Source organism: Pseudomonas sp. KB_12 (assembly GCF_052114545.1).
Lineage (GTDB): Bacteria > Pseudomonadota > Gammaproteobacteria > Pseudomonadales > Pseudomonadaceae > Aquipseudomonas > Aquipseudomonas brassicacearum.
Genome location: NZ_JBFREY010000011.1, coordinates 111,998 through 137,707, shown reverse-complemented (window position 1 = coordinate 137,707; position 25,710 = coordinate 111,998). Strand labels below are relative to the sequence as shown.

Annotated in this window: 26 protein-coding genes, 1 tRNA gene, 2 pseudogenes and 1 riboswitch; of the genes and pseudogenes, 8 read left to right on the top strand and 21 right to left on the bottom strand. The window is 60.7% G+C overall.

The window, feature by feature from the left end; genetic code table 11:
* Nucleotides 1-7: 7 nt before the first annotated feature.
* Nucleotides 8-1,243, bottom strand: a complete 1,236-nt coding sequence (locus AB4Z20_RS11750; protein WP_442089914.1) for an aminotransferase class I/II-fold pyridoxal phosphate-dependent enzyme — start codon at nt 1,241-1,243, stop codon at nt 8-10.
* A gap of 258 nt (nt 1,244-1,501) precedes the next feature.
* On the opposite strand from AB4Z20_RS11750, the gene fos reads away from it, so the two are divergent.
* The 3 genes from fos to AB4Z20_RS11735 all read left to right on the top strand — a co-directional run bounded on the left by fos (nt 1,502) and on the right by AB4Z20_RS11735 (nt 4,270).
* Nucleotides 1,502-1,918, top strand: a complete 417-nt coding sequence (gene fos, locus AB4Z20_RS11745; RefSeq protein WP_442089931.1) for a fosfomycin resistance glutathione transferase — start codon at nt 1,502-1,504, stop codon at nt 1,916-1,918.
* A gap of 175 nt (nt 1,919-2,093) precedes the next feature.
* Nucleotides 2,094-3,443, top strand: a complete 1,350-nt coding sequence (locus AB4Z20_RS11740) for a diguanylate cyclase domain-containing protein (RefSeq protein WP_442089913.1) — start codon at nt 2,094-2,096, stop codon at nt 3,441-3,443.
* A 323-nt stretch (nt 3,444-3,766) separates the two neighbouring features.
* Nucleotides 3,767-4,270 (top strand): DUF4142 domain-containing protein, encoded by a 504-nt coding sequence (locus AB4Z20_RS11735; protein WP_027911683.1) that lies wholly within the window; start codon nt 3,767-3,769, stop codon nt 4,268-4,270.
* A gap of 88 nt (nt 4,271-4,358) precedes the next feature.
* On the opposite strand, the gene AB4Z20_RS11730 is transcribed toward AB4Z20_RS11735, so the two are convergent.
* The gene (locus tag AB4Z20_RS11730; protein WP_057449713.1) at nt 4,359-4,763 is read right to left on the bottom strand and encodes a low affinity iron permease family protein; all 405 of its coding nucleotides are present in this window, start codon (nt 4,761-4,763) and stop codon (nt 4,359-4,361) included.
* A 175-nt stretch (nt 4,764-4,938) separates the two neighbouring features.
* Between AB4Z20_RS11730 and AB4Z20_RS11725 the strand changes: the two genes are divergently transcribed.
* Complete coding sequence (locus AB4Z20_RS11725) at nt 4,939-5,085, top strand: hypothetical protein (protein ID WP_258690530.1); 147 nt, start codon at nt 4,939-4,941, stop codon at nt 5,083-5,085.
* 119 nt (nt 5,086-5,204) lie between these two features.
* Here AB4Z20_RS11725 and AB4Z20_RS11720 read toward each other — a convergent pair whose 3' ends face one another.
* From AB4Z20_RS11720 to AB4Z20_RS11700, 5 genes and pseudogenes are all read right to left on the bottom strand, one after another.
* On the bottom strand, nt 5,205-5,615 hold the full coding sequence (locus AB4Z20_RS11720) for a type II toxin-antitoxin system HicB family antitoxin (RefSeq protein WP_018606974.1): 411 nt from the start codon (nt 5,613-5,615) through the stop codon (nt 5,205-5,207).
* Between the two features lie 40 nt (nt 5,616-5,655).
* Nucleotides 5,656-5,832: pseudogene (locus AB4Z20_RS11715) on the bottom strand (type II toxin-antitoxin system HicA family toxin); the annotation flags it as partial.
* A 337-nt stretch (nt 5,833-6,169) separates the two neighbouring features.
* Complete coding sequence (locus tag AB4Z20_RS11710; RefSeq protein WP_018606969.1) at nt 6,170-6,529, bottom strand: helix-turn-helix domain-containing protein; 360 nt, start codon at nt 6,527-6,529, stop codon at nt 6,170-6,172.
* On the bottom strand, nt 6,529-6,831 hold the full coding sequence (locus AB4Z20_RS11705; RefSeq protein WP_442089911.1) for a type II toxin-antitoxin system HigB family toxin: 303 nt from the start codon (nt 6,829-6,831) through the stop codon (nt 6,529-6,531). The genes AB4Z20_RS11710 and AB4Z20_RS11705 overlap by 1 nt, the downstream gene beginning before the upstream one ends.
* A 275-nt stretch (nt 6,832-7,106) precedes the next feature.
* The gene (locus AB4Z20_RS11700; protein ID WP_253472196.1) at nt 7,107-7,736 is read right to left on the bottom strand and encodes a LysE family translocator; all 630 of its coding nucleotides are present in this window, start codon (nt 7,734-7,736) and stop codon (nt 7,107-7,109) included.
* Between the two features lie 144 nt (nt 7,737-7,880).
* Here AB4Z20_RS11700 and AB4Z20_RS11695 point away from each other — a divergent pair, with 144 nt between their 5' ends.
* The 3 genes from AB4Z20_RS11695 to AB4Z20_RS11685 all read left to right on the top strand — a co-directional run bounded on the left by AB4Z20_RS11695 (nt 7,881) and on the right by AB4Z20_RS11685 (nt 9,681).
* Nucleotides 7,881-8,363, top strand: a complete 483-nt coding sequence (locus AB4Z20_RS11695; RefSeq protein ID WP_024616088.1) for an Lrp/AsnC family transcriptional regulator — start codon at nt 7,881-7,883, stop codon at nt 8,361-8,363.
* A gap of 807 nt (nt 8,364-9,170) precedes the next feature.
* Nucleotides 9,171-9,365 (top strand): hypothetical protein, encoded by a 195-nt coding sequence (locus AB4Z20_RS11690; protein WP_442089908.1) that lies wholly within the window; start codon nt 9,171-9,173, stop codon nt 9,363-9,365.
* Between the two features lie 130 nt (nt 9,366-9,495).
* A complete protein-coding gene (locus AB4Z20_RS11685) occupies nt 9,496-9,681 on the top strand; it encodes a hypothetical protein (RefSeq protein WP_253472198.1) in 186 nt (61 codons plus the stop codon).
* A 119-nt stretch (nt 9,682-9,800) separates the two neighbouring features.
* On the opposite strand, the gene AB4Z20_RS11680 is transcribed toward AB4Z20_RS11685, so the two are convergent.
* The 13 genes and pseudogenes from AB4Z20_RS11680 to AB4Z20_RS11620 form a co-directional block, all read right to left on the bottom strand.
* The gene (locus AB4Z20_RS11680; protein ID WP_442089907.1) at nt 9,801-10,382 is read right to left on the bottom strand and encodes a hypothetical protein; all 582 of its coding nucleotides are present in this window, start codon (nt 10,380-10,382) and stop codon (nt 9,801-9,803) included.
* A gap of 129 nt (nt 10,383-10,511) precedes the next feature.
* Nucleotides 10,512-10,585 (bottom strand) — tRNA-Gly (locus AB4Z20_RS11675).
* A gap of 162 nt (nt 10,586-10,747) precedes the next feature.
* Nucleotides 10,748-11,632 (bottom strand): alpha/beta fold hydrolase, encoded by an 885-nt coding sequence (locus tag AB4Z20_RS11670; RefSeq protein ID WP_024616094.1) that lies wholly within the window; start codon nt 11,630-11,632, stop codon nt 10,748-10,750.
* 311 nt (nt 11,633-11,943) lie between these two features.
* Complete coding sequence (locus tag AB4Z20_RS11665) at nt 11,944-12,636, bottom strand: pseudouridine synthase (protein ID WP_253472202.1); 693 nt, start codon at nt 12,634-12,636, stop codon at nt 11,944-11,946.
* 35 nt (nt 12,637-12,671) lie between these two features.
* On the bottom strand, nt 12,672-12,890 hold the full coding sequence (locus tag AB4Z20_RS11660; protein ID WP_018606955.1) for a cysteine-rich CWC family protein: 219 nt from the start codon (nt 12,888-12,890) through the stop codon (nt 12,672-12,674).
* A pseudogene (locus AB4Z20_RS11655) lies at nt 12,883-13,500 on the bottom strand (GGDEF domain-containing protein); the annotation flags it as partial. The gene AB4Z20_RS11660 and the pseudogene AB4Z20_RS11655, both read right to left, overlap by 8 nt.
* A 251-nt stretch (nt 13,501-13,751) precedes the next feature.
* Nucleotides 13,752-15,530: an allophanate hydrolase gene (atzF, locus tag AB4Z20_RS11650; protein ID WP_442089906.1), complete on the bottom strand. Its 1,779-nt coding sequence runs from the start codon at nt 15,528-15,530 to the stop codon at nt 13,752-13,754.
* A gap of 22 nt (nt 15,531-15,552) precedes the next feature.
* Complete coding sequence (gene uca, locus AB4Z20_RS11645; RefSeq protein ID WP_253472206.1) at nt 15,553-19,194, bottom strand: urea carboxylase; 3,642 nt, start codon at nt 19,192-19,194, stop codon at nt 15,553-15,555.
* Nucleotides 19,195-19,479: 285 nt separating this feature from the next.
* The gene (locus tag AB4Z20_RS11640; RefSeq protein WP_253472208.1) at nt 19,480-20,121 is read right to left on the bottom strand and encodes an urea amidolyase associated protein UAAP2; all 642 of its coding nucleotides are present in this window, start codon (nt 20,119-20,121) and stop codon (nt 19,480-19,482) included.
* 11 nt (nt 20,122-20,132) lie between these two features.
* The gene (locus tag AB4Z20_RS11635) at nt 20,133-20,858 is read right to left on the bottom strand and encodes an urea amidolyase associated protein UAAP1 (RefSeq protein WP_253472210.1); all 726 of its coding nucleotides are present in this window, start codon (nt 20,856-20,858) and stop codon (nt 20,133-20,135) included.
* A 14-nt stretch (nt 20,859-20,872) separates the two neighbouring features.
* Nucleotides 20,873-21,661, bottom strand: a complete 789-nt coding sequence (locus AB4Z20_RS11630; RefSeq protein WP_214512102.1) for an ABC transporter ATP-binding protein — start codon at nt 21,659-21,661, stop codon at nt 20,873-20,875.
* Nucleotides 21,658-22,473, bottom strand: a complete 816-nt coding sequence (locus AB4Z20_RS11625) for an ABC transporter permease (protein WP_258690533.1) — start codon at nt 22,471-22,473, stop codon at nt 21,658-21,660. The genes AB4Z20_RS11630 and AB4Z20_RS11625 overlap by 4 nt, the downstream gene beginning before the upstream one ends.
* Nucleotides 22,474-22,488: 15 nt before the next feature.
* Nucleotides 22,489-23,556: a putative urea ABC transporter substrate-binding protein gene (locus AB4Z20_RS11620; protein ID WP_253472214.1), complete on the bottom strand. Its 1,068-nt coding sequence runs from the start codon at nt 23,554-23,556 to the stop codon at nt 22,489-22,491.
* Between the two features lie 60 nt (nt 23,557-23,616).
* Nucleotides 23,617-23,718: riboswitch (guanidine-I (ykkC/yxkD leader) on the bottom strand.
* 304 nt (nt 23,719-24,022) lie between these two features.
* Between AB4Z20_RS11620 and AB4Z20_RS11615 the strand changes: the two genes are divergently transcribed.
* The gene (locus AB4Z20_RS11615; protein ID WP_214512099.1) at nt 24,023-24,412 is read left to right on the top strand and encodes a hypothetical protein; all 390 of its coding nucleotides are present in this window, start codon (nt 24,023-24,025) and stop codon (nt 24,410-24,412) included.
* A 180-nt stretch (nt 24,413-24,592) separates the two neighbouring features.
* Here AB4Z20_RS11615 and AB4Z20_RS11610 read toward each other — a convergent pair whose 3' ends face one another.
* A complete protein-coding gene (locus AB4Z20_RS11610) occupies nt 24,593-25,705 on the bottom strand; it encodes an enoyl-CoA hydratase/isomerase family protein (protein ID WP_253472216.1) in 1,113 nt (370 codons plus the stop codon).
* Nucleotides 25,706-25,710: the final 5 nt, after the last annotated feature.

Genomic DNA, 25,710 nt, shown 5'->3' with positions numbered 1-25,710 from the left:
TCCTGTCTCAAGGGCGGATGTCACGCCCGTGGGTCAGCAGCAGTTCGGTGACCTTTTCGCAAAACGAGCGAATCACGTTCGGCTCCATGTCGGCGCGCAGGGTAATGCGAATGGCGGCCTTGCCTTGCGGCACCACGGGGAAAAAGACCGCTGAAGTGAAATACCCCAGTTCGGCCAGTTCGACGGCCAGGCTGTTGGCCAGGGTCGCTTCACCGCAGGGCAGCATGCGGATTGCCATGGGATTGCCACGCTGTTCAGTGCGCACGAGGCTGTCGAAGAGGCGGATATTAGCTTGCAAACGCTCCTGCAGGGCGCTGAATTCTCGACTGTGGTGCAGGCGGATCGACGCCATGCCGGCGCCGATGGCCGCTGCGTTCAGGCTCTGGGACCAATTGCTCGGCCCACCGTAACGCTGCACCAGCGTCTTGTGCCGTTCACTGCCAAACATGACCAGCCCGCCACTGGCGCCGAATGACTTGGCCAAGGAAGCAACGATCAGGGTGCGTTCATCCACGGCCGGGACGCGCGAACGGACCAGGCCTGCGCCGGACTCCCCGACCGCAGACAATGCGTGGGAGTCGTCCAGATAGAGAAACAGGCCATAGCGCTGCTTGAGATACATCAGGCTGTCCAGGTCCGCCAATCCGCCCATGCTGTAGGCGCTGTCGGCCACGTACGCCACGCAGCGCTGGCGTTTGCACAGGTCTTCGATGAAGTCCATGTCGTTGTGCGGGCAGGTGACGACCTGGGTTTCATCGGCGCAGGCGGCCTTGCTGTGGTTCATCGAGTAATGGGCGTATTTGTCGAACACCATGACCGGCGAACAATGGTTGGTGAACGCGCCGCTGGCCAGCAACGGCAGGATTCCAGCACTGGCCGCACTGCACGACAGGGCACTGAGGCAACTGGCCCCGAACAGCTCCGACAATTGGGTTTCGTACTGGTCCAGGATCGCCAGCTTGCAGCGATTCCTTGAGTTGGCGACCCGCAGGGTTCCGGTTTCCCACAGGGCAGTCATGGCGCCGTCCAGCAACGCGGGGTGATAGTCCAGGCCCAGGTAGGACGTGGTACAGAAATGATGAAAGGTACGACCGTATTGGTCGACCAGCACATTGGGTGTCTTGACCTCGACATTCAGCCCTGAGATTTTTCCGGCTTCGGTGCCCTGCCAGTTCTGGTCTGCCAGGGAAATCACCTTGCGGTAGTGGGTGAAGTGATGGGGCGCTTGAGCAGTCTGGTTCATGGTGCGATTACATTCCTTGGTGAGTGGTGCTGTCCGTGGGGTGTTTCGATAGCGGTGTGTTTCCAGACTTTACAGATTGTTGTGCAGGGCTTTGAATCGGCTGTTTCCGGCGTGCTTGAGTGTCACTGGAGATTTCTGCGTAGGACTTTGCCTAGGACCTTGGACGGGGAATCCATCAGTGGTGTCGGAGCTTCGGAGCACCCTGGATTTGCCCCAAGCCCGCTGGGTTATCACTCTTTTTTGGAAGGTAGCTTGCTGATGCTCTCAGGCCTCAATCATCTGACCCTCGCTGTCACCGACCTGGATCGCAGTGTGGTTTTTTATGGCGAGCTATTGCAGCTGCGTCTCGAAGCCAAGTGGGACCGCGGGGCCTATTTGTCGCTGCCGGGTTTGTGGTTGTGCCTGGCTTTCGACCCGTTGCGCAGGCCCGAGCCGGCAGCGGGCTACACCCATTACGCTTTCAGCATCGCTGCCGAGGATTTTCCGGAGCTGGTGGCGCGGCTGAACTCGGCCCAGGTGTCATCATGGCGAGACAATCGCAGCGAGGGTGATTCGTTCTACTTTCTCGACCCGGACGGGCACAAGCTCGAGGTCCATGTGGGCGACTTGGCGTCGCGGTTGAAGGCCTGCCGGCAGGCACCGTATGCCGGCATGGTGTTTTTTACGGAGTTCTGACGGGTCGGTGTCGAATCGAGTGGCTGACCTACTTGGCGTTTCATCCCCTACGAATGATTGCCTGCGCTATCCTCATCGGTACTGGGCGCGTCGGTCTCGCTCGTTGTATCGGCGTCAAGAACTGACCAACACTCGCTTCGCTCACCGTTGCATTATCCGGATGACCTCCAGCCCCATGGACACTCGAAGTTCCGCGCCGCTGGCCAGCTACATCGACCTTATGCTGGACGCTGTGTGTGCCGTCGACGGCCAAGGGCGTTTTGTGTTTGTCAGTGCTGCCTGTGAACAGATTTTTGGCTACACCCCGCAGGAGCTGATCGGCCAGCCGATGATCGACCTGGTGCACCCCGCCGACCGCCAGCGGACCCTTGAGGCGGCGCGGGAGATCATGGACGGCGAGCCCAAGCTCAATTTCGAGAACCGTTACCTGCGCAAGGACGGTCGGGTGGTGCACATCCTGTGGTCGGCGCGCTGGTCGCCGGCGGACCAGCTGCGCATTGCCGTAGCCCGGGACATCACCGAACGTAAGCAGGCCGAGTCCCGACAGGCGGCGTTGTATGCGATTTCCGAGGCAGCCCATGCCGCGGCAGACCTGCTGGCGCTGTTCAAGCGCATCCACCTGATTATTGGCGAGTGGCTGCCGGCGCTGAATTTTTCGGTGGCGCTGTATGACGAACAATGTTCGCAACTTAACTTCCCTTATCACGTCGACGACCGGGAAGGGCAGCCCGAATTGCCGGGCACGGTCACGGGGCGTTTGTGCGCCGAGGTGATCCGCAGCGGCCAGCCAATCCTCCTGACGCCCGGTTGCAACGACTTGCCGCCGGGGTTCGACGACCTTGTGGCGCAGCCGGATGCGCCGTGTTGGCTGGGCGTGCCGCTGAACTCGCAGAGCGGCACGATTGGCGCGCTGATCGTCAAGAGTGCGCCGCACAACGAGCGCTACACCGAGCAGGACAAGGAACTGCTGCAATACGTCTGCGCACAGATCACCGTCGCCATCGAGCGCAAGCAATTGCACGCCCGGTTGCAGCACATGGCTCAGTACGATCAATTGACCCAGGTGCCCAACCGCGAATTACTCCGGGAGCGGTTCAAGTGCGCATTGGCGAGCGCTCGCGCGTCGTCCGGGCGCATGGCCTTGCTGTACATCGACCTGGACCGTTTCAAGCAGATCAACGACACCTATGGCCACGGGGTTGGCGACATGCTGTTACAAGCGGTGGCCAATCGTCTCAAGGGCTGTATCCGCGACACCGACACCGTGGCACGTATTGGCGGGGACGAGTTCGTGGTGCTGCTGCACAGCATCCAGGCCTTGGAGGATGCCCAGCGCGTGCAGGAAAAAATCCGCCATGCATTGGCCCAGCCGCTGCGTCTGGACGGGCACTGCCTGAGCATCGAACCGAGCATCGGCGTGGCCTGTTTCCCCGACCATGGCAATGAAGATATTGCCCTGTTCCGCCACGCCGACGAGGCGATGTATGCGGCCAAACGCCAGAATCACAGGACATTCGGTATCTGAAAGCGCGCCACCGTTCGTCGTGGCACGAGCACCTTTCTCAAACCTTCAACCCGTATCCAATTCGAATGTGAGAAGAGAACTGCGCGCCCTGCATCCACGAATTGGGGGCTGGACCATGCCCGCTTCAGGCGGTATTTATCTGGCAAACATTGCTCATGATCGAACGAAGATGTCCGAAGCGGGTCGCAGAAGTGGGAGAACCACCATCACGACCGTCGATAGAAACCGTCGAAAGTCGAGTCGCACGTTTCGCTGTATTCATGGCTGGTTCTGATTCAACGGTGGATAAACCACCAGAACTTTCATCAGAGGAGGGCGCGACCATGAGCCGTATGGCCAGCTTTTTTCGCACCACCAGTGTTGTCGTGTTGATGGGCCTGGGCGCCAACAGTGCCTGGGCCCAATCGCCTGCCGAATTCATCAACGATGCTTCCGCCAAAGGCATGGCCGACATCGAGACAAGTCGCATGGCCCACGGGAAAGCCGAATCCAGGGAGGTCAAGGACTACACCATCATGGTGATCAATGACCGCACCACGGCCAATCAACACCTGGCGAAGATCGCCAAGAAGCTCGACTTGCCTGTCGCCCCCCGGGAGGAGGTGGCGGACAAGGCCAAGGCCCTGATGCCGCAGGTCAAGGAAGGCGAGTCGTTCGAGGCTGCGTATGCCGCCACCCAGGTCAAGGCCACCGAGGAGGCCATCGCGCAGATCCAGCAGGAGGCCCAGACCACCGAAGTGCCGGAGATCAAGGCCTTCGCCGATGAAACCCTGCCTAAACTGCAGACCCATCTCGAAATGGCCAGGGCGCTGCAGGCCAGCCGCTGATCCGCTGCGTTTTTGTATTCAGGGCCGGGACGTTCGCGTCCCGGCTGATTTTTGCCCGCCAAAATGAGAACCTTCCAGCGCGTCTGCGTCAGCACTGGTTCAGGTCTACTTTGTTCTTTTCTTCCAGCCCTTCAAGACTCTTGGCTTCACCCTGGCCCATGGCCTGGTAATGCTTTCTCAGCGCTTCCAGTTGCTTGAGGTCCAGCGACTCAAGGCCGAGCATGGCATTCTGTGCCTCCTTGGTCGCTCGCAATAACTCATCGACCTTGAGATGCAAGATGTCGGTATCGCGGTTCTGCGTGTTTTGAATCAGGAACACCATCAGGAAGGTAATGATCGTCGTTGATGTATTGATGATCAGTTGCCATGTGTCATTGAAGTCGAAAAGCGGTCCGCTGAGGGCCCAGAGCGCCAACAACACGATGGCCCCCAGAAACGTCTTGGGGCTCCCCGCCCAAAGGGCCAGTTTTTGAGCGATTTTTGCGAAGGTCATTGCTGTGTTCCTTATGGATGCACCTGTCTGGTGTGACAGCAACGAAACGGTGAAAATTCTGCTTACATTTTCAGGCGCCGCTGTTCGGCAAGTTTTTCGTGCAGCCTGAAAATCATCGCAACCAATTGCCGCGTTGGCAGGTCACTCCTTAAGGTCCTCAGCTTCGGAGTCCACCATGAGCCTCGCACGCACTGTTTGCCTTGCCTGCTGTTTGTTCGCCCTGCAAGGCTGCTTCGACAACTCGGGTAACGAGACCAAGGACAACACCGATGGCACCAAGTCCTCGGTGCAGATGAAAGAGTCGGGAACGGAAAACAAATAGTCGTCTAGCTCAACCCTGTGGGAGCGACTTGCTCGCGATGGCGTCGGCTCAGCGATATCACGGGCGCCTGACACACCGCTATCGCGAGCAAGCTCGCTCCCACAGTCGGTGGTGGCGTCTCAGCGCCCTTGTTGCAACACCTTCAGCGCTGCCGAAGCCAGGAACCCGGAACGGCTCTTCTCTTCAGGATGGTGCAACACGTATTCATCAATACGATTGAGCAGATAGCCGGGCAACGTGATGTTGAGTTTCTGCGCCTTGCCCAGGTACTTGGTCACATCGATGTCCACCAGCGCCCAGGTGCAGCCGGCATATGCCGGATTGGCGGCGTGCAAGGTGACGGTGTTGGCCGACGGAATCGGCGAGCCGTCTTCAGCCAGAATCTCGAAGTGACCCTCGATGGCCTCACGCGCCATCGCCATGGCCTCGTCCAGGTCGTCGCCTGCGGAAAAACAACCGGGAATGTCCGGCACTTCAACACCCCAGGCGTGCTTGTCATCGCCCATGGAAATCGCAATCGGGTAAAGCATATTCATCGTCCTCCGCGAACGTCGCGCAACGGGCCGGCTGAAGCAGTGCCTGTTGCAAAATACTGATGGCCGTTTTCTTGAGCAGGTCCTTCTTCGGATGAGGAACCGTGACCAATCCCGGTTTGGTCGGGTGCTTGAAGTGATGGTGGCTGCCCCGAACCCGCACCAGATACCAACCGTCTGCAATGATCTGGCCTATCAAAAATCGGCTATTCACAACACCTCCGTGTCGTGCGCTTGGTAGGTACTATACCTACTGAAAATGAATGATCAACACTATAACCACCGAAGGTGACCTCGGGAGGCATGCGCAGTCACTGCAACGAAGTCTAGAAGCGGCGTCGCACAAGGGCGGCGGCGAGGCGGGGCGGGTTTATTTCGGGATGTGAAGCCGGACGTAATGCTTGTGTGGCGAGGGAGCTTGCTCCCGTTGGGGGGCGAAGCAGCCCTCGAGTTTTAGCTGTTGCAGAAAAAAGTGCAAAAAAACCGGCCATGTTGGACCGGTTTTTTTGATCTTGAGATGCTGCTGCAGATTGGTGTTGAGTCGTTATGTATTACGCAACGTCCGACAGTAGGCTCTCGTAAGGAATTCGCAATCCGTCGTGCAGGCGTTTAATCATCGCCAGACTCAACTTGCGTTTGCGGTTCAGCACTTCAGACACACGGCCGCTCGAACCAAGGAACGGTTCCAAGTCACGCGGAGTCAAGCCTTGTTGATCCATTCGGAATTTAATTGCCTCAATTGGATCGGAGGGGGGCATCGGGTAGTGCTCGTCCTCGTATTTTTCGATTAACAAGGCCAGGATTTCCAGTTCATCGCCTTCAGCCGAACCGACTTCCGCACCCCAGAGCTGTTCGATGCGAGTAAACGCTGCATTCAAGTCATCCTGGTTGCGAATGGGTTTGATGTTCATCATACGGTCTCCGCGTTGATTTGGTCGTACTGGGCGTGGGTGCCGCCGAATCGTACAAAACCAAGCTGTCGCTGATAATCGATTGCCAGAATTACTCGGTATTTGTTACCGCCGATGTTGAATACAACCCTGGCGTTTTTGAGAATACTGGCTGTTCTGAGTTCAGCCTTAATCTCTTGAGGCGTTCGATAGGTCGCTTTCTCCATGTGTCGATACCATTCAACCAATGGCGTCTGGGAATCGGCATAAGCTGGATTGCTTTCCCAAAATTCCCGCAAGGTACCTCTCGCGATAATTCGCACCTATTTTCTCCCATTTTGGGAGGAGTCTAGTCTGACTGGGCCGGCGTTGCAATTGGGTTTGTTGGGAAGGTTGATGAACGATTTGCTCGACCCCTAGCACCCCATGCTAGTGCGCTGTTATCAGTTGCGAGGTAGACAATGGATAACGGCCACGCAGCCTATGATCTAGAAGGAAAAATGTATTCGTGGCGAGGGCGTTTGCTCCCGCTGGGGGGCGAAGCAACTCCTGGATTTACAGTCCAAATACCAGGAGCCACTTCGCGAAACTACGGTCGCTATGACTGCTGCACAAACGTCAACCGTACCGCAAAACCAATCAGAAGACTGCCAAACAACCACTGCTGCACGCGCTGGGCCGAAGGCGAACGCTGAAGCCAGCGACCGAGTGCGACACCCGCCAATGCATAGGCGCTATCGAATAGCAGGCCGACGCCGACCAGTACCATGCCCAGAGTCGCGAATTGCCCCAGCACTGGTCCGCCTTGTGGATCGATGAACTGCGGCAACAGCACTGAGCAAAACAGCAAGGCCTTGGGGTTGAGCAGGTTCGTCAGCAGCCCACGCCGAATCGCCTGGTGCCAACGCCGCTTTCCGGCCTCGACAGCGGCGCTTTCAAAACTCGGCAACAAGGTGGTCCGCAGGCATTGAAAACCGATCCATAACAAGTAGGCAGCCCCGGCCAGGCGCACCACATCGAATGTCCATGGTGCTGTCTTGAACAAGGCCGAAAGCCCCAACGCCGCCAATGCAACATGACACCCACGAGCAACCCCCAGGCCCACCGCCGTCGCCAGCGCCGCGCCCCTGCCCTGACGGGCACCGGTTTGCAGCAGCAGAATCATGTCCGGCCCGGGCAACACGTAGACCACCATCAAGGCCATCAGGAACAACCAGAGCTCTGCCACGTGACACCCCTTTGAGCGACGATTTGATAGCGTCAGTCTAGAGCCGAGAGGTAGGGCAGGTGGTTGCGAAGTCAACTTCTAAAGCGTTGCTAATTGGCATAACCTGCCACTTATTCGTGCCATTAAATCGGAATCTGCCAATCCATGAAACTGGACGCCTTCGACCGCAAAATCCTCGCCGCGCTGCAACGGGACGGCCGCCTGAGCAACGTACAACTGGCCGAAGAAATCGGCCTGTCCCCGTCGCCCTGCTTGCGCCGCGTGCGGATGCTCGAAGAAGCCGGTGTCATTCGCGGTTATCAAGCCATCCTGGACCGTGATGAAGTGGGCCTCGGATTAACGATCTTTGTCGGCGTGAAAGTTGAACGGCACAACGACGAACAAGCCGAAGCGTTTCGCCAGGCCGTCACGGCGTTGCCGGAAGTGATCTCGGCGTTTCTGGTGTCAGGCGAATCGGATTTTCTGTTGCAAGTGGTGGTGCCGGATTTGCGGGCCTACGACCGTTTTCTCACTGGGCGGCTGCTGAAACTGCCGGGTGTGAGTGATATCCGGAGCAACTTTGCGATTCATACGGTGAAGACGCCGGGGGCGTTGCCGTTGGGGCATTTGCCGGGGACTGAGCAATGAACGACACAAGTGGGCGGCCAAGATACAAAAAGCCCCGCTGCGAAAAACGCCGGGGCTTTTTGTTTTGTCGTTAGGTGGGAGTCGGTCGGGGACTTGAGAAACCGCCGCCATCCTTTCCTAGATTCGGGTGGCGGCCGTACGTGGGCTAGGAACCGGGAATCAAGGCACCCGGCACACCCGAGGGTGTCCCACGCACAGCCGCCATAAAACATCATCGCAAACACAAAAAACGCCTGCAATTTTATGGGCGCTGTGCGCCTTGAACTCAACGGGTTCCTAGGCCCGGTCGCTGAATTTGCAGCGACGTCTGGAGAGTAGCCACCGAAGGACAAGGGCAACAAGGCGAAAGCTCGCCGAAAAGCAACGTAAGCGCACCCCCTACGCAATTCTCGGATTTTGCCTACAAATCTCCCGGGTCCATGCAATACGTGGCGAGGGAGCTTGCTCCCGCTGGGCTGCGCAGCGGCCCCTCTTGTGAGCGCTTCGCACTCAAGCGGGAGCAAGCTCCCTCGCCACGGGACTCATTTGTTCTCAGGACTATGTCCGAGGTTGCCTCTACCTAAAAACAAGCGCCAACAAGACGATCAACTGACCGAAAAACAGTTGATTCTCTGTCGTACGCAACTCTCTGATCTTGCCTACAAACGAAGCGGGAGTTACCCGCTATCCACAGCAGGGTAGATAGGAAATAGTGCCCCGCAGAACGGACTGCACGATTAGTGATAAGCCATTGACGTCCGACAGATTTTGCCGGCTTCGCAGAAAACGACGCTTGGTGCGGCGGCTCAAACCTTGGAAGGATGATCAATGCTTCAGAACGACCGCGATAATTTAGAACTCGATAAACTATTGGTCGAAACCCGAAAGCTGTTGGCTGAGACTCGCAAACTTACGGCCGAGGAAACGAAGCTGAAGCACGAGGCCTTCTGGTACCTGTACGCAGTAGGGGCAGGGGTTGCGACCGCCCTTGTCGCCGTTGCGGGTTTTGGGATTAAAATTTGAGCGCTGGTTCGCCACAATGCGCCAATACCCACCCAACATTACTGGTACTTGAGCTTCGCAAGCATACGGCTCACATTGCTCGAAATGGTTCAGGCTCAGCGCGACCCACGACCTCGGAGGAGAAAGAAACATGCCTACACCTCGTAGTTATCAAGCAAGCATCGAGCAATTGCATCAAGAGGTAGAGGCGTTAGCTGAAGAGATGAGACGCCCGGCTCCGACCACGCTCCGCGTTACGTTGCTGCCGTTCAGCATCGGTGCTGCGTTCGCCTTGACTCTGTTTGCCGTCGTCGCTTTTATCGCAAAACATGTTTGATTCTCTGTCGCCCAAATACTTTTTTCGGCATAGCCCAATCCGGTTCGGTCGGCACCCTTGCCGCCTACCAGTTCCCCTCTTGGCGAGGGCGCGGTGAAATCTTCTTCATGAGCGCTCATTCATGCCCTTGGCGTACTGCTCTTCAAAGCGCCTGCTGCACAACGCCTCGCAATAGCCTTCAGCATGCGCCGACGAATAAGCCCGCTGACCGGCCGAATCAAATACCAATACGACGTAAAACTTCGCAACGCATCCGCGTCGAGGCAATGCACCCGTGTCTGCGTGGTGACCCTCGTCAAGCCCGGTCGCAGCAACTGGCAGGTGAAGCTAATGACCAGCTTCACATTCCCCGGCTCATTGAATAGCTCGAACGCTTCGGCATCCGCGACAACGACTTGGCCGTAGTCAGCTTTCCACAGCTTGCCGGCGAGCCCGTAAGCGACCTCTACATCGCCGTTGCGCTGAAGCAACGTGAAATTATCCATGCCGAAAGAAGCGCGTTGATCAGCCTCTGGGTGCCGGGATCGACCCAGCAGGCGCATGGGGAGTTCGCGAAGCTTGATTGCATACCGAAAAAAACGATCGTCTTCGGGGCGATGGGCGAGGATTGCCGCCATGGCATGGGAAGGGTCTACGGGGATGTCCATGGTATGCAATTCACTGAACTGATACGTAGGCAGATATGAGTCAATCAGGTGCATCCTTGCTCTCCTTCATAGGTACTCGGGTGCCAATCCCACAAAATTCCAGACCAAAAAAAACCGGCCACCAAGAGCCGGTTTTTTTAATCCCTCGCCAAAAAAACATACGACGCAGGACCAGAATTCGATTGGAGCGGGTGAAGGGAATCGAACCCTCGTTATCAGCTTGGGAAGCTGGAGTAATGCCATTATACGACACCCGCTCAGAGCGGCTGACTTTGTACCAGATGTGGGCACGGATTTGAAGTTTTTCTTCACGCAACGTGCGGTCAGTCGTCTATGCGAGCCTCAAACCAGAGCGGTCGTTGGCGGGCAAGCCCCGTTGCTGAAGGCGCAGGACGGGGCTTGCTCGCCAGGACTCGGTTTCAGATGGCCAGTGCATGGTAGCCCTGTACGTAGCTATAGCGCGGTCGGCTTTCGTGGTGTTCCGGTGTGAGGAAACCCAACAAGGCGTTACGGCTGTCGCGGCAGGCGGCTTTGTGTTCCATGTCCAGGAAGTGCCCGGTGGCTTGCAGTGTGCTGAAGCTGCTGTACTGCACGTGATCGGCAAAGAGCCTGGCGTCGTCGGCCGCGGTGTATTCGTCCCATTCGCCGTTCAGGAACAACACGGGCACGTTGATTTTTTTCGCGGCGTTGACGTAGCACAGCTGGTCGCTGTGGAGCACATCGCTGATGTGGAAGTGCATCTGCCCGTACTCATGCTCGGCCAAACTGCTGACATGGCGATAGTTGAAGCGCTTGAACAGCGGCGGCAAATGCTTGCCGATGGTGCTGTTGACCAAGTGTCCGACACGGTCGCCGTCCAGGCTGCCGAGGTAATCCACACCGCGTTCCAGGTAGTCGCGCATCGGCGCATTGAGCACCGGCGAGAACGAACTGATCACCGCTTTTTCGATGCGCCGTGGCCGTTGCGCCAAGGCGGTCAGCGTAGCGGCGCCGCCCCAGGAAAACGACAGCACGTGCTCGGCGGCGAAGTGGTCGATCAGTTCCAGAAGAATCTGGCCCTCGATCTCTTTCGTCAGCATTTGCTCATGTCGGTTGTGAGCTTTTGACTTGCCCGCGTAGGGTTGGTCGTACAGCACAACATTGAATTGCGGGTAGAGGTTTTTGGCGGTCTGTGCAAACGACGCGGTGGTGGCCATTGAGCCGTTGACCAGGATGATGGTCTTTTGTGCGGCGTCTGCGCGATAGAACTCCGTGTAAACCCGATACTGACCCTGTATATCCAGCACAGCGATTTCTGGCCTCATGTCATAAGACTCCTGGCAAGCGGGTATGCGCGCAATGAGATTGCACGGGCAATGTGACAGGTAGGCATACGCCTGGAAGATAAAGCCCATGTCGATCCAAAAAAAACGGTCGACGGGTATTGTTATAGGCGGGCAGTTCGCCGGCGGGACAAGGCGGAACCTGAGGGTTCCAGCCGGCAAAAAGTTTCTTGGAAGTATGTTGTGACTCATCGGTCACATTTCGGCCGACGACCTGATTCAAGCAGGGGGACGACCGTTGCGCAAGTACCTATCGGAAAATTGTTCGACACTTCTGCCCAGCGGTAGCAGGTTCAGATGAGATGGACTTCTTCAAGGCTCAAGGCGCGGTACTGGCCCGGCTCGAGATGGGCGTCCAACGTCAGCGGGCCCATGCGCTCGCGGTGCAGGCGCAGCACCTTGTTGTTGAAGTGGCCGAACATGCGCTTGACCTGGTGATAGCGCCCTTCAACGATGCTCAAGCGCGCCGATCTGGGCCCCAGCAGCGTCAGCTCTGCTGGTTGGGTGGTGAGGTCTTCGAAGGCAAAGTACAGGCCCCGGGCAAAGGTGTCGGCGTATTCGGCCGTGATGATTTGCTCGGTTTCGACGTAGTAGACCTTGGGCAGTTTGGTCTGTGGTTGGGTCAGGCGCCGCGACCAGGCGCCGTCATTGGTGATCAGCATCAGCCCGGTGGTGTTGAAATCCAGGCGCCCGGCGATGTGCAGGTCGTCCTTGTCCGGTTCGTCCAGCCAGTCGAGGACAGTGGGGTGTTGCGGGTCGCGAGTCGCACTGACACAGCCGGGCGGCTTGTGCAGCATGAAGTAGCGCGCCGGCCGGCCTGCTTGCAGCACTTCGTCGTCGACTTCTACACGGCTGAATTCACGGACTTGTGCATGGGGATCGCTGACGGTCTGGCCGTCGATCCGCACCCGGCGCTCCACCAGCAACAGGCGCACTTGTTGGCGATTGAATCGCGGCAGATTACTGAGGAAACGGTCGACGCGCATGGGCAGTTCAGGCAAGGCAACGGAGGGCGGGCATCTTACGCGATCGGCTGGGGCTTGGCGCGCAACTGGGCTTCGACCTGGGCGCAGCGTGGGCACAGGCAGGACTGATCACGCAGCTCGGCTGGCAATGCCTCGAGCACGGCCGGGTCGATGCTCACGCCGTAACACCAGCAGGCCCGGTCGGCGGTTCGTGGGTCGGCCAGGGTGCAGTCATTGGCACCGCCGCAGGCCGGGCAAAGATCGGGTTTATTCATAACTGGAGTGAGGCATTTCCACGCAGGTTCGATTGCACCCGGTCTGCCGGGCGCGTTGCAGCGCATGATCGGTCCGCGACAGCAGGCTGTGCAAGGTGTCTTCGTCCTGCAAGGTGGTGAGGCCGAGGCTGACGGTGACCAGCAATTGCTTTCCACTGCAGAAATAGCGCTGCTTTTCGATGTGCTGACGAATTTTCTCAGCGATTTTCAGACCGGTCTGTCCGTCGGTGTCCTTGAGCAGGACGACAAAGGCTTCCGTGCTCCAGCGGCACACGATGTCCGAATACCGCAGGCTTTGCGTCAGGTCGCGGGCGAACCCGGTCAGCAGTTGATCGGTGGCGATATGACCATGGGTGGTGTCCAACCGCTTGAAATCGTCCAGTTCCACCAGCAGCGCAGTCAACGGTTTGGGCTCGCGCTGGGCTTCGTGCAGGGCTTGCACGGCCAGCAGGTCGAAACCACGGCGATTGGGTAGTTCGGTCAGGCTGTCGAGGGTGGCCTGGGCGTCGATGCGTTGTTGGTAGCTGTTGATCAACCGATAAAGGATTGCCAGGACTGCCAGCGTCACGAGTATGCCGATCAGCAGGTTCACGTACAGCGTCTTGAGGATGTTATCGCGTACCGAGGCATGGGCTGCGTAATAGCCCAGCAACGCAATGATCAGGAAACCTATACCGAGCAGCGCCACCACCGCCAGGAGCGGCTTGCGCTGGGAATACAACGGCGAACGGAGCGACATGGCGATTCCCTTGGCGCAGACCCAATGAAATCAGTTTAGTGGCCTTGTGGGAAAAGACATTCGGATTTGCAGGTTTGTAGGACCATGGGGAGGGAGCAAGCTCCCCCGCCACAGGTTCAGCCTTATTCCAGGCTACGCAGATAAGCCCGCCACCCCCCCAGGTGACTGATGTCCCGAGCGCCGTCCAGGCCGTACGATTCGCAGATGAATCCGCTTTCCCAGCGACCATCGGCCAGTTGCACCTTGCCCAGCCCCAACGGTGCGGGGATGCCAGTCAGGAATGAACCCAGTTCGCTGCTCGGCAGTTCCCAGACCTCCACCTCGATTGCCACGCCGCCCTCGCTGACCCGAAGTATGCCGGGGCGCAGGGGTGGGCCCCCGGCCAGGGCGTAGAGGCGGTAATCCGCTGAGCTTTGGGTGGCCTCGATCAGACGCGCACCGCGTTGCTTGAGTTGCCCGTTCAGCGCCAACCCGTCCAGGTGTGCGCCACACACCACCAGCCGCGCCCGGTCGTGGCGCGCCGGCTTGGCGGGCACGGGCAAGGCCTTGTCCTGTTGACGCTGCAGGGCATCGGCCACGCTCAAGAGGTATTGGTCGGTGAAGGCTCGACCGAACAACGTCACGCCCCAAGGCAAGCCGTTGCCCATGAACGCACTGGGAACGGCGACGGCGGCGTAGTCCAGCAGGTTCATGAAATTGGTGTAGTAACCCAGCTCCGAGTTGCGCAGCACCGGTTCGGCGGCCAGTTCGGCGAGGGTCACCGGCCGGCCGATGGTCGGTGTGAGTACGCAATCGAGCGCGTCCATGGCCCGGTCGCATTGGGCTTTGAGTGCTTGCAAACGGTAGCGGGCGCGGAAGGTTTGTACTCCATCCACCGTAGGCGCTTTCGCCAGGACGGTGCGGATGACCGGCAGTACGGCTTCCGGCTCACGCTCCATCAAGGGGCCGGCAACGCTGTAGCGTTCGGCCACCCAGGGGCCTTCATACAGCAGCCGTGCGGCTTCCAGGAACGGCGACAAGTCCAGTTCCATGGCTTCGCCGCCCAGGCGTTCGAGTCGGTCGATGGCTTCCTGAAACAGTTGCGGACCTTCCTGGCAGCCGAAAAATGCCAGGTCCTGCTGGCGCGGCACACCGAAGCGAAAGCGCCGGGGCGCGCCGAACGCGGCGCCGTCGTTCCACTGCGGGTTGTGGCGGCTGTAGTCGTCACGAGGGTCTGGACGGGCTGTCAGCGCCAAGAGCTGGCTGGCTTCCTTGGCCGTCGCCGTGAAGGTGGTGACGCAGTCCAGCGTGCGACAGGCCGGGACCACGCCCGCCGTGGAGATCAACCCCAGGGTGGCCTTCAACCCCACCAGGCTGTTCAACGCTGCGGGCACCCGCCCGGAGCCGGCGGTGTCGGTGCCCAAGGCAAAGCTCGCCACGCCCAGGGCCACGGCCAGCGACGAGCCGGCGCTCGAACCGCCTGCCGGATAGTCGGGCAACACGCTGTTGCGGCAGGCGCCGTAGGGCGAGCGAGTGCCATTGAGCCCGGTGGCGAATTGGTCGAGGTTGGTCTTGCCCAGAGGGATCGCGCCCAGTGCCAGCAACTGCTCGACAATGGTCGCCGAACGGTCTGGCACGTAGGCAAACGCGGGGCAGGCGGCGGTGGTTGGAATGCCGGCCAGGTCGATGTTGTCCTTGATGGCAAACGGCACTCCGTACAGCGGCAGGCTCTCCAAGTCGCGGCTTTCCAATGCGGTCAGGTAGGGTTCCAGCTCCTCTGCCGTCAGCAGGTGGATGAACAGGTGATAGTCCGGGTTCAGCGCCGCGGCTTTTTCCCGCAGGCCCAACAGCAATTGGCGTGGCGTCAGTTCGCCGCTGCGGTAGGTATTGCGCAGGTCGTCCAAGCGAAGAGAGAAGTTCATGGTGTTAATCCTTTGATTGAGTTCAGTCACGGTCCAGCACCACGACGCGCTGTCCGGCGCGCACTGCAGAACCGGGTTGGACACGCACCTCGCGCACCACGCCGGCCGAGGGCGCAAGCAGCGGGATTTCCATTTTCATCGACTCGAGAATAACCAGCACATCGCCGGCGGCGACCCGTGCACCAACGTCTACCTGCACCTGCCAGAGGTTGCCGGCGATGTGGCTGTCGACACTCAGTTGACCGTCAGTCAGTTGCGAATCTTCGCTCGGCGCGATGGCCGGTTCTTCACTGTCGAAGTGCGCCTGGCCGCTGGCGATCCAACGCTCGCGCTCGGCGTCGAAGGCGCCTTGTTGCCGTTGGCGGAACGCGGCGATGCCGTCGGCTTCCTGCACCAGGAAACGCTGGTAGTCGGCGAGGTTGAGCTGGCTGTGCTCGATCTCCAGGTCGAAGCGGCCCAGGGGGAACTCGCGGCGGATGCGCAGCAGTTCGTCGGCGCTGACCGGATAGAAGCGGATCTGGTCGAAGAACCGCAGCAGCCACGGCTTGCCGTCGAAGGCGGCGACGTCCCGATAACGGTTCCACATCTGCAACGTGCGCCCGACGAACTGATAGCCGCCAGGACCTTCCATGCCGTACACGCACATGTAGGCGCCGCCGATGCCCACCGAGTTTTCTGCGGTCCAGGTGCGGGCCGGGTTGTATTTGGTGGTTACCAGTCGATGGCGCGGGTCGAGCGGCGTGGCGACCGGCGCGCCGAGGTAGACGTCCCCCAGGCCCATCACCAGGTAGCTGGCGTCGAACACCGTGCGTTGCACTTCATCGAGGTTGGGCAGGTCGTTGATGCGCCGGATGAACTCCAGGTTGCTCGGGCACCAGGGCGCGTCCTTGCGCACCGTGGTCATGTATTTTTCGATGGCCAGCTGACAGGCCGGGTCATCCCAGGACAGCGGCAGGTGGACGATGCGCGACGGCACTTGCAGGTCCTGGGCGGCGCACACCGCGTCCCACTCACCGGCGACGATATTCAGTAGATCGGCCAGGGGCATTTGCTCGGGTTGGTAGTGCACTTGCAGCGAGCGAATGCCCGGCGTCAGGTCGATCACGCCGGGCAGGTGTTTGTGTTCCAACGCCTGCATCAAGGCATGGGCGCGAAAGCGCAGCACCAGGTCCAGTTCGGGGGCGCCGATTTCCAGCAGCAGGTGGGTGTCGCCAGATAGCCTTGCCACCAGGCGGGTATCGTCCTGGCCGATATCCAACACCACAGGCGACACCACTCCCTGTGGGAGCGAGCTTGCTCGCGATAGCGGCGGGACATCCAGAATCGATGGGACTGACAGACCGCTATCGCGAGCAAGCTCGCTCCCACAGGGGGACCATTGCAGGGCCAGTGAGCGGGCGGTGGAGATATCTACCGGCACAAACCGCACCTTGTCTCCCGCCTTGAGTTGCCCCAACTGCCACAGGTCCGCTTCGATCACCGTCACCGGGCAGACGAAACCGCCCAGGCTTGGGCCGTCGGGGCCGAGGATGACGGGCATGTCGCCGGTGAAGTCCACGGCGCCGATGGCGTAGGGGTTGTCATGGATGTTGGAAGGGTGCAGCCCGGCCTCGCCACCGTCGGCGCGGACCCATTCGGGTTTCGGCCCGATCAGGCGCACGCCGGTGCGGCTGGAGTTGAAGTGCACTTCCCAGGCCGTGTCGAAGAAGGTCTGGATGTAGCGCTCGGTGAAGTATTCGGGCGCGCCGTGCGGGCCGTAGATCACGCGGATCTGCCGCACGCTTGGCAGTTCCAGGATCGGCGCGCTCGTTGGCGGCAGCGTCGTGTGTTCGTCCAGCGGCGCCAGGTGCAACACGTCGCCGGTACACAGCGCTCGTCCGCCGTGGCCGCCAAACTGGCCGAGGGTGAAGGTGCTTTTACTGCCCAGGTAATCCGGCACTTGCACGCCGCCTTGCAGGCACAGGTAGCTGCGCGCCCCGGCGCCAGAGATGTTGCCGATCGCGAGGGTGGCGCCGGCAGCAATCGACAACGGTGTGTTCATCGGCACCGCTTCGCCGTCGAGCGTGAGGGCAATCACCGCACCGGTCACCGCCACTCGGGCAGCGCAGTTGAAACGCAGCAGCGGCCCGTTCATGGTGATTTCCAATGCCGCCGCACCTTCTTCGTTGCCCAGCAGGCGATTGCCCAGGCGTAACGAACGGCTGTCCATCGGCCCCGACGGCGGCACCCCCACCGCCCAATAACCGAGGCGGCCGGGATAGTCCTGGACGCTGGTCTGGGTGCCGGGGCTGAGCACTTCAACGGTGTTGGCGCGATAGACCAACGCCTCCAGGCAGCGGGTCCAGGGTTGGCCGCTGGCAAACGGTGTGTCGAGGAGAATCTGTTGCAGGTAGTGGCGGTTGGTCTCGACGCCGTACAGCAGGCTTTCGTCCAGCGCTTGGTGCAAGCCCAGGCGTGCCTGCTCGCGGGTCGGCGCCCAGCGAATGACCTTGGCGATCATCGGGTCGAAGTAGGGCGGGATCTGGCAACCGGCCTCGACCCAGGTGTCGATGCGCAGTGCCTTGCCGTCGGCCTGGGGAAATTTCACGGCGGTCAGCAGCCCCGGGCTTGGCTGGAAATCCCGACCTGGGTCCTCGGCATACAAGCGCGCCTGGATCGCGTGGCCCTCGGCTTTCAAACCTTGGCCGAGCTCGTTCAGTGGCGGCAGATCACCGGCCGCCAATTGCACCATCCAGCGCACCAGGTCCACGCCCCACACCTGCTCGGTGACGCCGTGCTCCACTTGCAGGCGGGTGTTCACTTCCAGGAAATAGAAGCGCCCGGCGTCGCTGTCGAACACGAATTCCACGGTGCCGGCGCTGCGGTAGTTCACGGCCTGGGCCAGTTGGATCGCCGCCGCGCAGAGTTCGTCGGCCATGCCCTCGGGCAGGTTCGGCGCCGGGGTTTCCTCGAGGACTTTCTGGTTGCGCCGTTGCACCGAGCAGTCGCGCACGCCCAGGGCGATCACCTGGCCCTGGCCATCGCCGAATACCTGCACTTCCAGATGCCGCGCGCGTTCGATGTACTTTTCGATGAACACCCCGGCGTCGCTGAAGTTGTTCTGGCCCAGGCGCTTGACCGCTTCGAAGGATTCGCTCAGGTCGGCGGCGCTGCGACACACACGCATGCCGATACCGCCACCGCCCGCGGTACTTTTGAGCATCACCGGATAGCCCAGCTGTGTGCCTGCCAAGAGCGCGGCGTCGAGGCTGTCGAGCAGTTCGGTGCCTTCGAGCAGTGGCACTCCGTGCCGGCGCGCCAGGTCGCGGGCGGTGTGCTTGAGGCCGAACACACGCAGTTGGTCTGGCGTCGGACCGATGAAGGCAACACCGGCAGCTTCGCACGCTTGCGCGAAGGCGGCGTTTTCCGAGAGAAAGCCGTAGCCGGGATGGATCGCTGTCGCGCCGCTGCTTTTGGCGATCGCCAGGAGCTTGTCCACCGCCAGATATGTATTGGCCGCCGCGCCTTCGCCCAGGCAGTGGGCTTCATCGGCCTGGAGGATATGCAAGCTGGCGGCGTCGGCCTGGGAATACACCGCAACGCCCTCGACCTTCAGCTCACGCAAGGTCCGCAGGATGCGGCAGGCGATGGCGCCACGGTTGGCGATCAGGATTTTTTCGAACATGGCATTGCCCCCTCAGGCATGCGTGCTGCCTGAACTGGGATGCGGGCCGTCCCGCAGTTTTCGATGGCCGCCGGGGTCGTCCCTGGCGACAAACCTCCAAACACCACTGCCCCCTTGTGGGAGCGAGCTTGCTCACGATAGCGGTGGTACATCCAACCTTGATGTAACTGATAGACCGCTATCGCGAGCAAGCTCGCTCCCACAGGGGATCAGGGCGTTATTTGATGCACTGCCCCGACCGGCTCTGGCACAACACAAACAACCAGCGGCGCAGGCGGGTAAGTTTCAGTTCCATATCAAGAGCTCCGCTGGCGTGGGGTTGTAGGCGTTGCAGGGGTTGTTCAGTTGCGGGCAGTTGGAGATCAACACGATCACGTCCATTTCGGCCTGCAGGTCGACGTATTTGCCCGGCGCCGAGATGCCGTCTTCGAAGGTCAGGCCGCCGTCGGCGGTGACGGGCACGTTCATGAAGAAGTTGATGTTCGGCCCGATGTCGCCCTTGCCCAGCCGCCCGTCGTGGGCGCAGGCCCGCAGGTAGTTGTCACGGCAGCTGTGCATGTAGCGTTTTTCCAGGGCGTAGCGCACGGTGTTGCTTTCCTGGGCGCAGGCGCCGCCGAGGGTGTCGTGGCGCCCGCAAGTGTCTTCGACGATGGTCAGCATCGGGTGGCCGAGGTTGGAATACAGCACGCTGCCGGTGCTCAGGTAAACGCTGTTCTGCCGGCGCAGGGTGCGCTGCACGTCGTAGCGTTCCTTGGGGTTGACCAGGCTGTAGAACAGCGTATCGACCGCCTGGTTGCCTTCCAGGTCGAGGATGCGCAGGGTCTGGCCCTTCTTGACCTCCACCAGCCACGGTTCCCCGGCGGGGATGGTGGCGCGATAGATGGCGGCGTCAGGCTGCTTTTTTACGGTGGCGATGGCGAGTGACATGGCAGCGATCCTCAGGCGAACAGGCGGTCGGTGTTGATGAAGCCGCGCTGGTTTTCCGGGCGCGAATGGCGACAGTGCTCGGCGACGCTGGCGTCAGCGTTCATCCAACTGAGCTTGAGCGGTTGCGGGGCGTATTGCGGGTTCGGGTCCATCGGGTGTTGCAGCGCTGTCAGCACCATCAGGGTGTCCATCGGCGCGTACAGCTCGATGTAGTCGCCGGCCTGGGAGTTGCCTTCAACGAAGTGAAAGCCGCCGGCCTCATCGACATCGACCCGGCTGAACAGGTTGAGGGTCATCAGCAGGTCGGACAGGCCCAGCCCCCATTTACCCAGCTCCACCAGCAGGTTGTCGGTGCCGTTGCGAAAGAAGCCGTTGCGCAGTTCCTGGTAGCGGCCCTGACCATATTTTTCAGCGGCTTCCTCGGCGCAGAGCACGCCGCCGAGGCTATCGCTCCAGCCGCAGGTGTCGGCGGTGATGGCCGCCAGCACCCGGCCCATGTCGGAGTAGAGGCAATGGCCGGCGGTGAGCTTGGCGGTGTGTTGGCATTTGAGGCTGTCGGGCAGGTTCAGGCGTTCGGTTTTTTCGTTGGCATTGAGCATCGTCAGGCTCACGTTGGCCCCGCCGCGCAGGTCGGTCAGGCGCAGCAGTTGGCCGCGCTTGAGCACGAAGGAACGGTGGCCGCCGCCGGGCAGCATTTCTTCGGCGAAGGGTGTAAACAATTGGGTCGAGTCGGTCATGGGAGAAACTCCTTTCAAGCGATACGCAACGTGCCGGCCAGTTCGGCGGGCAGGGCGTCGACGGCGGCACGGGCGGTGCGGCGGTCGCTGTTCAATGGAATGTCGTAGGTAATGCGTGCGCCATAGGCGCCGGGGGCGTGCGGGTCGGTGCGGACCTTGTCGAACACCAGCAGGCGTGTGCCGAGGCTGAAACCTTCGGACAGGTCATGGGTGACCATGAACACCGTCAGCCGGGTTTCGCGCCACAGCTCCAGCAACAGGGCGTGCATGTCTTTGCGAATGCCCGGGTCGAGGGCGCCGAAGGGCTCGTCCAGCAGCAGGACACGCGGCTTCATGATCAGTGCCTGGGCGATCGCCAGCCGCTGTTGCATGCCTCCGGACAGTTGCGCCGGGTATTTATCCAGCGCATGGCCCAGGCCGACCTTGTCCAGCAGTTGTGCGGCTTCTTCGCGGGCCTGGCGCTTGGCGCTGCCGAACAGCCGCCCCAAAAGTGCTGAGCGCGGCAACTCCAGGCCCAGGGTCACGTTGTCCAGCACGCTCAGGTGCGGGAACACCGAATAACGCTGGAACACCACGCCCCGGCTGGCATCCGGCTCGCCGGCCAAGGGCGCGCCGTCCAGGAGAATCTGTCCGCGGCTGGCGCGTTCCTGGCCCAGCAGCAAGCGCAGGAAGGTCGATTTGCCGCAACCCGAGGCACCCACCAGGGTGCAGAACTCACCCTCAGAGACGCTCAGGTTCAAACGCTCCAGGACCACCTGGTCGGCATACTGTTGCCAGACGTTGTTCACCGTAATGAAGCTCATGCCTTCGCCCCCTCGTACCAGGGGAACGCTTGCCGGGTCAGGCGCTTGAGGCCCCAGTCCATCAGCCAGGCGAGCAGGGTGATCCACACCACATACGGCAAGATCACGTCCATCGCCAGGTAACGACGCACCAGGAAAATCCGATAGCCCAGCCCATCCGTAGAGGCGATGGCTTCAGCGGCGATCAGGAACAGCCAGGCCGAACCCAGCATCAGCCGCAGGGAAATCAACAGGCGCGGCAGCAGTTGCGGCAACACCACCCGCAGCATCAGGGTCCAGGTCGACGCACCGAGGGTCTGGGCCTTGATCAGCAGTTCGGGCGGAATTTCCCGGGCGCGCTGTTCCAGGTCGCGCGCCAGGCACGGTGTGATGCCAATCACGATCAGCATCACTTTCGACAGTTCGCCCAGACCGAAGACGATGAACAGGATCGGCAGGATGGCCAGTGGCGGCACCATCGACACCACGGTGAGCAACGGTGACAGCGGTGCGCCAAACAGTGGCAACGTACCGGCGGCAATGCCCAGGCACAGCCCGGCCAGGGCGCTGATGCCCAGGCCGATGGCCAACCGGCGCAGGCTCGACACGGTGTCTTGCCAGAGCAGGTAGTCGCCGCTGCGGGCATCGGCTGTGAAGGCCAGGCGTTTGACCGCATCGGCCATTTGCACAGCGCTGGGCAGGAGCTTGTCGTTGGGGTTGTCCGTCAACCGTTCGGCCGAGCCCATGAAGTAGGCGAACAACACCAGCGCGAATGGCAGGATCACCAGCAACAAGCGGCTGGGACGATCCGGGTAGCGGTTGATCAGGCGCATGCCAGGTCCTCCGGTTTACAGCTTGGCGTCGGCGGCCAGCTGCACGTAGGTCGGATCAAAGCGCAGCTTGAGGTTGGCCTTGTCGCCGCGGGTCACGCCATTGGCGAACGCCATGCCGACCGCGTTGGTGTCCTTGGCGCCTTCACCCAACAAGCCGTGCTGGAACGAGAACTCGGCCACCTTGCCCATGGTGGCGGGCAGTTGCTCGCTGGTGGCGAAGGTGAGCGCTTCCTTGGGCGTGGCGAACAACTTGGTGGTGTCCAGTTGCGCCTGGAAACCTTTGAGGTCGGTGCCTGACGCTTTGGCCATGTGTTCCAGCGCCGTCTTGCTCGCGGCGTTTTTTGCGTTCATCAGTGCCACCACTTCAAACCAGGCGCCGGTCAACGCTTTGCCCAGGGCGGGGTTGTCCTGGAGGGTCTGGGTGTTGACCACCATCATGTCCATGATTTCGCCGGGAACCTGGCTGGAATTGAACACTTCGCTCACACCTGGCTGGGCCTTGATGTCCGAGAGCATTGGGTTCCAGGTGGTGACGGCCTTGACCTGGTCGGTGTTGAAGGCGGCAGAGATATCAGCGTCGGAGGTGTTGACGACTTTCAAGTCTTTCTCGGCGAGACCAACCGAATCCAGGGCGCGGGCCAGCAGGTAGTGGGACACCGACAGTTCCACCAGATTGACGTCCATGCCCTTGAGGTCGGCGACTTTCTTGTCCTCGCCCTTGAGGACGATGCCATCGTTGCCGTTGGAGAAATCGCTGATGATCAGCGCGGTGCTGTCCACGCCACCGGCGGCGGGAATGGTCAGGGCGTCCATGTTGGTCATGGTGCAGCCATCGAACTGACCGGCGGTGTACTGGTTGATGGATTCGACGTAATCGTTGAGCTGCACCACATCGATCTGGATGCCGTATTTTTTCGCCCATTTATCGACGATGCCTTGGCTACCGGCGTATTCCCAGGGCATCCAGCCGGCGTAAATGGTCCAGCAGACGCTGAAGTGGTCTTTTTGGGCGGCGGCGGATGAGAAGCTCGCGAGGGCCGAGAGGGCGGCGAGGAGCAGGGCTGACAGACGAAGCTTGAGCATGGTGGTTCTCCAGTTGATCAAGGGCGGACAGGAGCAACGCGGCACCGCGAACGGTGGCTTGTCTCCCGGGCTTTTGTCCCGCCGTGTAACCTCAACTGGAGGTCGCCAACTCTCGGACCAGCCACTCGCCAGAAGCGAGCCGGAACCCTAGTCAGCCATTGCAAATTGTGGTGCCGCGAACCTGTGATGACTCCTGCACGGGATTTGTTAAAGCGAGAGCCGTGCCAATTCGAGCAAAGGCCCGGGTTAGAGAGGGCAGGTGTAGGGGAGGGATACCTGAGGACGGGTTTGTGCTTGCTTGTGGTGCCGTCGCGCACCGGAAGAGGGCGACGAGCGACATGTTTCTAGTTGTTGCCAGGTCGCACCAGATTCCGATTTTGCTGTCTGAATATGCGTCAGTCACACAAAGTTGGCTGCCGCCCATCAGCGTCGCTGATGTGGCCCATTCGCGGTCCAGGAGGCCGCCATGTATCGACGACTGCTGCTCATTGCGTTTCTCGGTTTGACTCTTTCGGCATGCGTGCCTTATTACGACGGAGACTCGAGCTACTACCGTTCCGAGGTCTACACCTCACCATCGCCGGTCTATTACGGTGGCGGGAGTTATTATTCGGCTCCGCGTGGCTATTACGCCCCGCGGTATTACCAACCGGCGCCGCGCTATTACTCGGCACCGCGTTACTACCAACAAGGCCCACGCTACTACTCGCCACCGCGAGCGGCGTACCGGTCTTATCCGAATCGGGGTGGCTGGGACGGCCATGACCGGGGCGGCTGGAATGACGACCGAGGCGGTCGAGGCGGACGTGATCATCGGGGACGCGGCGATCACGATGGACGGGGCAGTCACCGCTGATCGTTGGGCAACAAGAAGCGGCGCATTGAGCGCCGCTTTTTTTGTGCCTGCAATAAACCCGATGGGATAACTTGTGGGAGCGAGCTTGCTCGCGATTACGGTGTGTCAGGCACTTCGATATTGCTGGCCCACCGTAATCGCGAGCAAGCTCGCTCCCACAGGGATCTTTTTCCTGGATCGTTACTCGTTGGACAAATCCGCCAACGGATGCCGCCCTTCCCACGCCTTGTGGAAATGCGCTTCCACCGCCGCTTCGGGCACATGGTTGATGTCCGGCCAGTGCCAACGGGGCTTGTGGTCCTTGTCGATCAGCCGCGCGCGCACGCCTTCGCTGAATTCCGGATGGCGACAGCAGTTGAGGCTCAAGGTGTATTCCATCCGGAACACGCCGGCCAAGGACAAATGCCGGGCACGGGCGATCTGTTCCCAGACCAGATAAGCGGTCAAGGGCGAACCTTCGGTCATGGTCTTGGCGGCGCGGGCGATCAGGGGATCCGAGTGGTCCACCAGCAGGCTGAGGGCTTTCCAGGCGCAGCGCACATCGCTGACATCCAGCCATTCATCGATTTTCTGCCGACGTGGCAGCCATTGGGCTTCGGGCATTTGGCCGACCGCTTCCTGTTGCAGGGCCTTGAGCAGGCTGTTGAGCTGCATCTCGGTCTGTTCCTGCCAGTTGAGTTGCAGCAGGCCTTCGATCAGGTCGTCCTGTTGTTCATCCAGCAAAAAGCGGTCGGCCAGGTCCAGGTCGATAGCGTCCCGGGCATTCATGTGGGCGCCGGTCAGGCCGAGAAACAGGCCGAGCTTGCCGGGCAGGCGCGACAAGAACCAACTGGCGCCGACATCCGGGTACAGGCCGATGCTGATTTCCGGCATTGCCAGGCGACTGCTTGGCGTGACGATGCGGGTACTCGCCCCTTGCAGCAGACCCATGCCGCCACCCAGTACATAGCCATGCCCCCAACACAGCAGGGGTTTGGGGTAGGTGTGCAGGTTGAAGTCCAAGCGGTATTCCGCCGCGAAGAATTGTGCAGCCAGCGGCGGTACTTCACCGGGATGGGCACGGCAGGCCTCTACCAGGCTGCGTACTTCACCGCCAGCGCAGAACGCCTTGGCGCCGTTGCCGCGCAATAACACACACACGACCTGCGGCTCCCGGGCCCAGGCATCGAGACGATCACGCAAGGCGTTGATCATCTGCAGGGACAAGGCATTCAGGGATTTTTCGGCGTCCAGGGTGGCGATGCCGATACGGGCACCGTCGATGCCGGTGAGCTCTTCGAAGTGCAGATTCATCGTGA

What these genes read in the sequence shown, in the direction of transcription:
- AB4Z20_RS11750 (WP_442089914.1), bottom strand. Translation starts at nt 1,243, where the DNA reads ATGAACCAGACTGCTCAAGCGCCCCATCACTTCACCCACTACCGCAAG.
- fos (WP_442089931.1), top strand. Translation starts at nt 1,502, where the DNA reads ATGCTCTCAGGCCTCAATCATCTGACCCTCGCTGTCACCGACCTGGAT.
- AB4Z20_RS11740 (WP_442089913.1), top strand. Translation starts at nt 2,094, where the DNA reads ATGGACACTCGAAGTTCCGCGCCGCTGGCCAGCTACATCGACCTTATG.
- AB4Z20_RS11735 (WP_027911683.1), top strand. Translation starts at nt 3,767, where the DNA reads ATGAGCCGTATGGCCAGCTTTTTTCGCACCACCAGTGTTGTCGTGTTG.
- AB4Z20_RS11730 (WP_057449713.1), bottom strand. Translation starts at nt 4,763, where the DNA reads ATGACCTTCGCAAAAATCGCTCAAAAACTGGCCCTTTGGGCGGGGAGC.
- AB4Z20_RS11725 (WP_258690530.1), top strand. Translation starts at nt 4,939, where the DNA reads ATGAGCCTCGCACGCACTGTTTGCCTTGCCTGCTGTTTGTTCGCCCTG.
- AB4Z20_RS11720 (WP_018606974.1), bottom strand. Translation starts at nt 5,615, where the DNA reads ATGCTTTACCCGATTGCGATTTCCATGGGCGATGACAAGCACGCCTGG.
- AB4Z20_RS11710 (WP_018606969.1), bottom strand. Translation starts at nt 6,529, where the DNA reads ATGAACATCAAACCCATTCGCAACCAGGATGACTTGAATGCAGCGTTT.
- AB4Z20_RS11695 (WP_024616088.1), top strand. Translation starts at nt 7,881, where the DNA reads ATGAAACTGGACGCCTTCGACCGCAAAATCCTCGCCGCGCTGCAACGG.
- AB4Z20_RS11690 (WP_442089908.1), top strand. Translation starts at nt 9,171, where the DNA reads ATGCTTCAGAACGACCGCGATAATTTAGAACTCGATAAACTATTGGTC.
- AB4Z20_RS11685 (WP_253472198.1), top strand. Translation starts at nt 9,496, where the DNA reads ATGCCTACACCTCGTAGTTATCAAGCAAGCATCGAGCAATTGCATCAA.
- AB4Z20_RS11680 (WP_442089907.1), bottom strand. Translation starts at nt 10,382, where the DNA reads ATGCACCTGATTGACTCATATCTGCCTACGTATCAGTTCAGTGAATTG.
- AB4Z20_RS11670 (WP_024616094.1), bottom strand. Translation starts at nt 11,632, where the DNA reads ATGAGGCCAGAAATCGCTGTGCTGGATATACAGGGTCAGTATCGGGTT.
- AB4Z20_RS11665 (WP_253472202.1), bottom strand. Translation starts at nt 12,636, where the DNA reads ATGCGCGTCGACCGTTTCCTCAGTAATCTGCCGCGATTCAATCGCCAA.
- AB4Z20_RS11660 (WP_018606955.1), bottom strand. Translation starts at nt 12,890, where the DNA reads ATGAATAAACCCGATCTTTGCCCGGCCTGCGGCGGTGCCAATGACTGC.
- atzF (WP_442089906.1), bottom strand. Translation starts at nt 15,530, where the DNA reads ATGAACTTCTCTCTTCGCTTGGACGACCTGCGCAATACCTACCGCAGC.
- uca (WP_253472206.1), bottom strand. Translation starts at nt 19,194, where the DNA reads ATGTTCGAAAAAATCCTGATCGCCAACCGTGGCGCCATCGCCTGCCGC.
- AB4Z20_RS11640 (WP_253472208.1), bottom strand. Translation starts at nt 20,121, where the DNA reads ATGTCACTCGCCATCGCCACCGTAAAAAAGCAGCCTGACGCCGCCATC.
- AB4Z20_RS11635 (WP_253472210.1), bottom strand. Translation starts at nt 20,858, where the DNA reads ATGACCGACTCGACCCAATTGTTTACACCCTTCGCCGAAGAAATGCTG.
- AB4Z20_RS11630 (WP_214512102.1), bottom strand. Translation starts at nt 21,661, where the DNA reads ATGAGCTTCATTACGGTGAACAACGTCTGGCAACAGTATGCCGACCAG.
- AB4Z20_RS11625 (WP_258690533.1), bottom strand. Translation starts at nt 22,473, where the DNA reads ATGCGCCTGATCAACCGCTACCCGGATCGTCCCAGCCGCTTGTTGCTG.
- AB4Z20_RS11620 (WP_253472214.1), bottom strand. Translation starts at nt 23,556, where the DNA reads ATGCTCAAGCTTCGTCTGTCAGCCCTGCTCCTCGCCGCCCTCTCGGCC.
- AB4Z20_RS11615 (WP_214512099.1), top strand. Translation starts at nt 24,023, where the DNA reads ATGTATCGACGACTGCTGCTCATTGCGTTTCTCGGTTTGACTCTTTCG.
- AB4Z20_RS11610 (WP_253472216.1), bottom strand. Translation starts at nt 25,705, where the DNA reads ATGAATCTGCACTTCGAAGAGCTCACCGGCATCGACGGTGCCCGTATC.